Origin of the sequence: Microcystis sp. LEGE 08355, from assembly GCF_015207185.1 — a bacterium.
Taxonomy (GTDB): domain Bacteria; phylum Cyanobacteriota; class Cyanobacteriia; order Cyanobacteriales; family Microcystaceae; genus Microcystis; species Microcystis panniformis.
This window is the reverse complement of sequence record NZ_JADEXI010000243.1, coordinates 1-6662: the sequence shown is the minus strand read 5'-3', so window position 1 is coordinate 6662 and position 6662 is coordinate 1. Positions and strand designations below refer to the sequence as shown.

The following is a 6662-nucleotide window of genomic DNA, read 5'->3' as shown; positions in this document are numbered from 1 at the left end:
GTTATAAACAACTCCTCAGCGAAGATCAATGGTTAGAGATCGAAGAGGAAATCTACGCAGAGGATTCGGAATTAGTCGGTATTGAAGTGGGTATCGGGGCCGAGGCTATCCAAAGACTCTTACAGGAAATTAACCTGGAAGAAGAAGCGGAAAGACTGCGGACGGAAATTGTCGAAAGTAAGGGGCAAAAACGGGCAAAATTAATTAAACGTCTCCGGGTAATCGATAACTTTGTCGCCACGGGTTCTCAGGCAGAATGGATGGTTTTAAGCGTAATTCCCGTGATTCCCCCCGATTTACGCCCGATGGTGCAGTTGGATGGCGGCCGTTTTGCCACCTCTGACCTGAACGATCTCTACCGTCGGGTGATTAACCGCAATAACCGTTTATCCCGTCTGCAAGAAATTCTCGCCCCCGAAATTATCGTCCGTAACGAAAAACGGATGTTACAGGAGGCCGTCGATGCTTTAATTGATAACGGTCGTCGCGGTCGCACGGTGGTGGGGGCCAATAATCGCGCCCTGAAGTCTTTATCGGATATTATCGAGGGTAAACAGGGGCGTTTCCGTCAAAATCTCCTCGGTAAACGGGTGGACTATTCGGGACGTTCGGTTATCGTTGTTGGTCCGAAATTGAAGATCTATCAATGCGGTTTACCCCGGGAAATGGCGATCGAATTGTTCCAACCCTTCGTTATCCATCGTTTAATTAAATTAGGCATCGTCAATAATATCAAGGCAGCCAAGAAAATGATCCAACGGGGGGATGCCAATGTTTGGCACGTCTTGGATGAAGTAATCACAGGACACCCGGTGATGTTAAACCGCGCCCCTACCCTGCACCGTTTGGGCATTCAAGCGTTTGAACCGATCCTGGTGGAGGGCCGGGCGATTCAGTTACATCCCCTCGTCTGTCCCGCTTTTAACGCCGACTTTGACGGGGACCAAATGGCCGTACATATTCCCCTCTCCCTGGAAGCACAATCGGAAGCGCGATTGTTGATGTTAGCTTGTCATAATATTCTCTCACCGGCGACCGGTCGCCCGATTGTTGCCCCTTCTCAGGATATGGTTTTGGGTTGTTATTATCTCACGGCCGAAAATCCCAAGGCCCAAAAGGGTGGGGGTCGTTATTTCGCCAGCATGGATGACGCTATTCACGCTTTTGATCAGGGATTGGTGGATCTACACGCTTCTGTGTGGTTGCGTTTGCCGGTGGGAGAAAAGGTGAAAACCAATAAACCGGATGAGGAAGTCCTGGAAACGGAAACTCTCCCCGATGGCAGCATCTGGAAATATTATCGGGAACGCAAAACCCGCGAGAAGGACGGTCAGATAATTTCCCAGTATGTGCGTACTACTGTAGGGCGAATTATCTACAATAAGACGATTCTAGAAGCTTTGGTGGTCTAGAGAGAGATTAGGTTAGGGTGGGCAATGCCCACCTTAATTTTTAGGCTAAAGCGGCAATACATTCTATTTCCACTAGCACATCCTTGGGAAGACGGGCCACCTCCACACAGGCCCGGGCCGGGGCGGTTTCCGGGGGGAAATAACGGGCATAAACTTGATTCATTGCCCCGAAATTGGCTAAATCCGAGAGAAAGACGGTAGTTTTCACCACATTTGACCAATTAGCCCCAGCAGCGGTTAAAATGCCCTCCAGATTGGCCATAACTTGTTCGGTTTGGGCGCTAATTTCCCCGGAGACGATTTCACCCGTGACGGGATCTAGGGGAATTTGTCCCGCAACAAAGAGAAAAGGACCGGTAGCGGCGATCGCTTGATTATAGGGACCCACAGGGGCCGGAGCTTTATCAGTACGGATGACCTGATTATTCATGGGCAGGATAGTTAAAAAAGATGACATTGAATCAATTGAATATTTTCCCAGTTTTTTGATCGCTTGTAGTTAATTTTCACCGGTTAGGAAGCTTAATTTTTACTGATTGTCTTTGTCGAAGGTGCGCTAAAAGCGATTGTACGAGAAATAAGTCAACATTTATGACGTTGCAATTCTGCATCTAACTCTGTTAACAAAGCATATATTCTATCAAAATCATGTTTAGTTTTAGAAGGAGCGTCATAGGTTCTCAAAGTACCTTTAGTATGAGTATGAGCCGCTCGATTGCGACTTTTCTTTAGATTACCAAGATCACCTTTTAAAGCACTAATTTTACCGGTTTTTTCTAACTTTTTTTCAATTTTTTCTAATATTGCTAAACCAATAACCATAATCAACATTTTTCTAAAAGCTTCATATTGAAAGTTAGAGTTAGGCTTAATAATCTCGTCTTTGATGAATTTTTGGTTAGCTGGGGACTTTAAGCATCGTTTAGCACATCTTAAAACTATATCATCCATAGTTTCCTCGATCCAGCCACATAATTCTATAAGAGCTAGTTTAGAATAAAAAATCTTTTGATCATCAGTTGTAGAGTCATTATAGAGTTTATCAAGCCTGTTTAGCGTCTTGAATAAATAACTTTTAGTAATCATTACCAGTAGAAGTAGATGAAAAAATTTTGATAGATGTATTAATTCTCTCTAAAGCCTTATCTTTTCGATACATACCACCAGATAAATTTTTAGTTAAAAATGGTTCAGATTTTATTAATCTAGAATACTTGTCTTGTAATTCATCATTGGAGAGATTGACTAAAGTATCTAAATTTTTGGCAACTCCTAACAGAATTCCCTCAGCAATAACTTTACTGGTTTTGAGAGGTTCCTCTTTGAAGATTCTATCATAAATCAAGTCAACAGTTTGCTTAAATAATTGATCTTTATCTTGAATAAAATCTTGGTGGGCAAATCTATGTTTATACATATAATCATTTAAAAATCCGGTCAATTTCCCCTTGTAGTTCTGGTATCCATCATAAAAAGCAAAGAAACGAAGAACTAATTCTTCATCTTCAAATCGAGATGCTTTTTTCTGCTTTCGATCCATCAGCAAAAGCCAGTTTTCATATTGAGCGCATTCTTTTAAAAAAGTATTAAACTCGCCATTATAGATACAATTTCTGATCTCCTGATTATTAAGTTTTACTCCACCGGTATTTAAGCGATGGAAAATGTTAAAAATATAATTATTATGAGTTTTTTTGCTGGAGTCGTAGCGAATCATGGTGATGGGAATAGTCATATTTTCTACGCGTTCATATAATTCTTCATGCTGAGTTTTTATTTCCTCAACTGTTTTTCCAGAAATAGACGAATCTACATCAGCTAATTTTGATAGCTTCCAATCTTCAGTAGTTAAAAATTTGACTATGGTACTAATTCGTTGTAATCCATCGATGATATAGCGTTTATCTGTCTTATAGTCAAGACTAATACACATACTAGGAATCGGTAACTGTTTCATTAAACTATCAATAAAACGAGTTTGTTGTGGATCAGTCCACACCATATCTCTTTGAAAATCTGGATCGATAACCAATTGTTTTTTTTGATACATTCTAACTAGATCAGAGCAGGAACGCTGCTCATTGTAAGCAATAATATCCGCAGGAGGAAAATCCACATCATCTTCTTCCTCTAGATACTTTTCTTCTTCGGCTGCTAGTAATTCCTCTTCTTGACTGAGATAATTAACCATAATTTTTATCCCTCCTAATATTGCCAATTCAAAAATGAAACGCACGACTCCTTAAGAGTTGACAGAAAAAGGATTATCAGGTACTGTCTGATCAATACAACAACAAATCAGATCCAAAAACGAAGCCTCCAATATCTTAACATAGAACAAAGAAACTTGCTCTACCAACTTGGTCAAGAGGGAAATTTATCTCAACGGCAAATGGCAGCTGGGATGTCATCAAAGCACGACCAAAGCGAGAATTAAGAAGGAATCAAGGTTCCCTCGGATGCTATCTACTGAAAATTGGTAAGTAGTCGGACATAAATAAACAACACTATGTTAAGGAATGTAAAATAGCCGGTTTTCGCTGCTGCATACAGCCTTCTACCCTATTTACAAAACTTTATACAGCAGCGAAAACTTATGTCCGACTACTTACCTCCCCGTCAGCGGTTATAGTTAAGAGAGTGGTGCGTTACCACCGACTTCTAAATGGGATATTTTCAACATGAAAAATCAATTATCTCAGCTTTATGAAACTGATTTTAATTTGTGGATTGAGCAAACCGTAAATCACTTAAAAAAGTGCAATTTAGCAGCCCTCGATTTAGATAACTTAATCGAAGAAATATCCGATATAGGACGTAATAATAGACGGGAGGTATTCAGTCGTTTAAAAGTTCTCTTGATGCACTTACTTAAATGGCAATATCAACCAGAAAAACCGACTAATAGCTGTATAAATACCATTGATGAGCAAAGAGAACAATTAGAGTTTATTTTCAGGGATAGTCCTAGCTTAAAACCCTATTTAGCCGATATTTTCGCAGAATGTTATCAAAAAGCAGTGCGAGGGACGGTAAATGAAACTAATTTACCAAAAGAAACTTTTCCTGTTGATTGTCCTTTTAGCCAAGAACAGGTTTTAAATTGGGATTATCTTCCTGGAAATAGCTTTTGAAAAATGGATATAAGTAGGGAGGCACAATTGTTTGTAGGATGGGCTAACGGTAGCGTAACATGAGCGGGCGTTGGGTTTCATGCTTCAACCGTTCGGCAAAAGCTCACGGCCGAAGCCCAACCTACGTTCTTTTGAAAAATGGATATACCAGTTTTATGATAAAATTGCCCTGCTGTCAAGACTGATTTTTTTCTTGCCAAATAGCTAAGGCCATTTGATGAACAAATCGCCAAGGTAGATGATGCTGACGGGCAATTGCGGCACAATCTTCGTATTCTGGTTGTACGGTAATCGGTTGATTAATTGACTCTTTGTAGGCAACTTTTAGCCGAATTTGTCCATAGACAGTATCGATCGATTGTATCTCTCTTTTTAAGATTGATCGCTCTTGAATTGTCCTTCTGATGCCTAAAGTTGTGGTTTCCTGAAAGATCATATTTTCACAAATAGCAATTTTATCCAAGGCACAAATTACTGTCAAAAGTATCCCCAAACGAGATTTTTTCATAGTAATTGCTTGACTAAATACATCCAAGGCACCCACTTGTAATAAAGCCTCGCTTAAGTAGGCGATCGCTTGCGGATTTAAGTCATCAATTTGAGTTTCTAAAACTGCCACAGTTTCAATTTCATCTAGCTTTTCTGATTCTTTTTTCCCTAACCAAAGTCGGACAAGATTGGGAATCGGTAAATCTTTTGTCCCTGCTCCTAAACCGACCTTTTCTAACTGCATTTTCGGCGGTTTACCGAAACTTTTAGCTAAAGTTGTCACAATAGCTGCCCCCGTGGGTGTTACTAACTCCGCTTCGATGCCATTACTATAAATTGGTACTTGTCGCTGGCTGAACAATTGTACTACTGCTGGCACGGGAACCGGTAAACGACCATGGGCGGCCTGAACTGTACCGCCGCCGGTGGGTAGAGAAGAACAGTATAATTCACTTACCGATAGCCAATCCAAACCCAAACAAGTCCCGACGATATCGATAATGGCATCGGTTGCCCCGACTTCGTGAAAATGCACTTTTTCCGGTGCGATCCCGTGAACAGCCCCTTCTGCGATCGCAAGTTGTTGAAAAACCGCTAAACTCCATTCTTGGACTTTCTGGGGTAAATTTGCCTGTTTAATTAAATTTTCAATCTCCGGTAAATGGCGAGCGGGGGTATGATGGTGATGGTGGTGATGATCAGAGGACTTCTCGGCAGTGACATCGACGTGAATCTTAGTGGCAATTTGACCGCGACGATGCAGTTTTTCGGCCTTTAACTGATATTCATCCTCGATTCCTAAAGTTTTTAGTTGTGCAATCAGGTATTCTAAGGGGACTCCTAAATCTACTAATGCCCCTAAACACATATCCCCGGCGATTCCCGTGGGACAATCCCAATAGGCGACGATTTTGCTATCATGGCTACTATTTACTCTCTCCATCCGGAAAATCCCCAACAACGTTCTATCCAAGAAATCTGTCATGCCCTGAAAAATGGGGCAATTATGCTTTATCCTACCGATACCGTCTATGCGATCGGTTGCGATCTCAATGTGAAATCCGCCGTCGAACGAGTTCGCCAAATCAAGCAACTATCTAATGATAAACCCTTGACGTTTCTCTGTTCTTCTTTGTCGAATATTTCCGAGTACGCAGTGGTCAGCGATTATGCTTATAAAATTATGCGACGAGTTATACCCGGTCCCTACACTTTTCTCTTACCGGCGACTAAATTAGTGCCGAAAGTGGTGATGAATCCGAAGCGGAAAACCACTGGTATCCGGGTTCCCGATCACGTTATTTGTCGCACTATTCTCGAAACCCTAGAAAATCCCATTATCTCTAGTTCTGCTCATCTTCCCGATCAGGAGGGGGATTTTCCCACCAAGGGATTAGAAACCGCTAGGCTATTCGATGCCCTCGATCATATCGTTGATTTAATTATCGAAGATGGTTCGGCTCCCGGTTCGGAAGTGTCAACAATTGTTGATTTTACCGGCGATCAACCGGATATCGTGCGTCAGGGTTTGGGTTGGCCAGAATTACAACAATGGTTATAACGAAGGCGGTCGTCAGGAGATAGGAGACAGGAGACGGTCGATAGGAGACAGGAGACAGGAGATTAT

The 6662-nt window shown here is 41.5% G+C and carries 7 protein-coding genes and 1 pseudogene; 4 read left to right on the top strand and 4 right to left on the bottom strand.

The window, feature by feature from the left end; translation table 11 throughout:
- Positions 1-1412 (top strand): DNA-directed RNA polymerase subunit gamma (gene rpoC1 / locus IQ242_RS13325; protein ID WP_193960298.1); only part of this gene is annotated, 1412 nt, incomplete at its 5' end.
- A 40-nt stretch (positions 1413-1452) separates the two neighbouring features.
- Here rpoC1 and IQ242_RS13320 read toward each other — a convergent pair.
- The 3 genes from IQ242_RS13320 to IQ242_RS13310 form a co-directional block, all read right to left on the bottom strand.
- Positions 1453-1869 (bottom strand): RidA family protein, encoded by a 417-nt coding sequence (locus IQ242_RS13320; RefSeq protein WP_002771650.1) that lies wholly within the window; start codon positions 1867-1869, stop codon positions 1453-1455.
- Between the two features lie 125 nt (positions 1870-1994).
- Complete coding sequence (locus IQ242_RS13315; protein WP_193960297.1) at positions 1995-2498, bottom strand: HEPN domain-containing protein; 504 nt, start codon at positions 2496-2498, stop codon at positions 1995-1997.
- Complete coding sequence (locus IQ242_RS13310; RefSeq protein WP_052276389.1) at positions 2488-3603, bottom strand: DUF262 domain-containing protein; 1116 nt, start codon at positions 3601-3603, stop codon at positions 2488-2490. Before IQ242_RS13310 ends, IQ242_RS13315 begins: the two co-directional genes overlap by 11 nt.
- Before the next feature lie 111 nt (positions 3604-3714).
- Here IQ242_RS13310 and IQ242_RS13305 point away from each other — a divergent pair.
- Positions 3715-3881: pseudogene (locus IQ242_RS13305) on the top strand (helix-turn-helix domain-containing protein); the annotation flags it as partial.
- Between the two features lie 212 nt (positions 3882-4093).
- Positions 4094-4546 (top strand): DUF29 domain-containing protein, encoded by a 453-nt coding sequence (locus tag IQ242_RS13300; protein ID WP_193960296.1) that lies wholly within the window; start codon positions 4094-4096, stop codon positions 4544-4546.
- 175 nt (positions 4547-4721) lie between these two features.
- On the opposite strand, the gene larC is transcribed toward IQ242_RS13300, so the two are convergent.
- On the bottom strand, positions 4722-5978 hold the full coding sequence (larC, locus tag IQ242_RS13295) for a nickel pincer cofactor biosynthesis protein LarC (protein WP_193960295.1): 1257 nt from the start codon (positions 5976-5978) through the stop codon (positions 4722-4724).
- On the opposite strand from larC, the gene IQ242_RS13290 reads away from it, so the two are divergent.
- Positions 5955-6596 (top strand): L-threonylcarbamoyladenylate synthase, encoded by a 642-nt coding sequence (locus tag IQ242_RS13290; RefSeq protein ID WP_002771642.1) that lies wholly within the window; start codon positions 5955-5957, stop codon positions 6594-6596. The two genes, larC and IQ242_RS13290, sit on opposite strands and share 24 nt — an antisense overlap.
- Positions 6597-6662 lie beyond the last annotated feature (66 nt).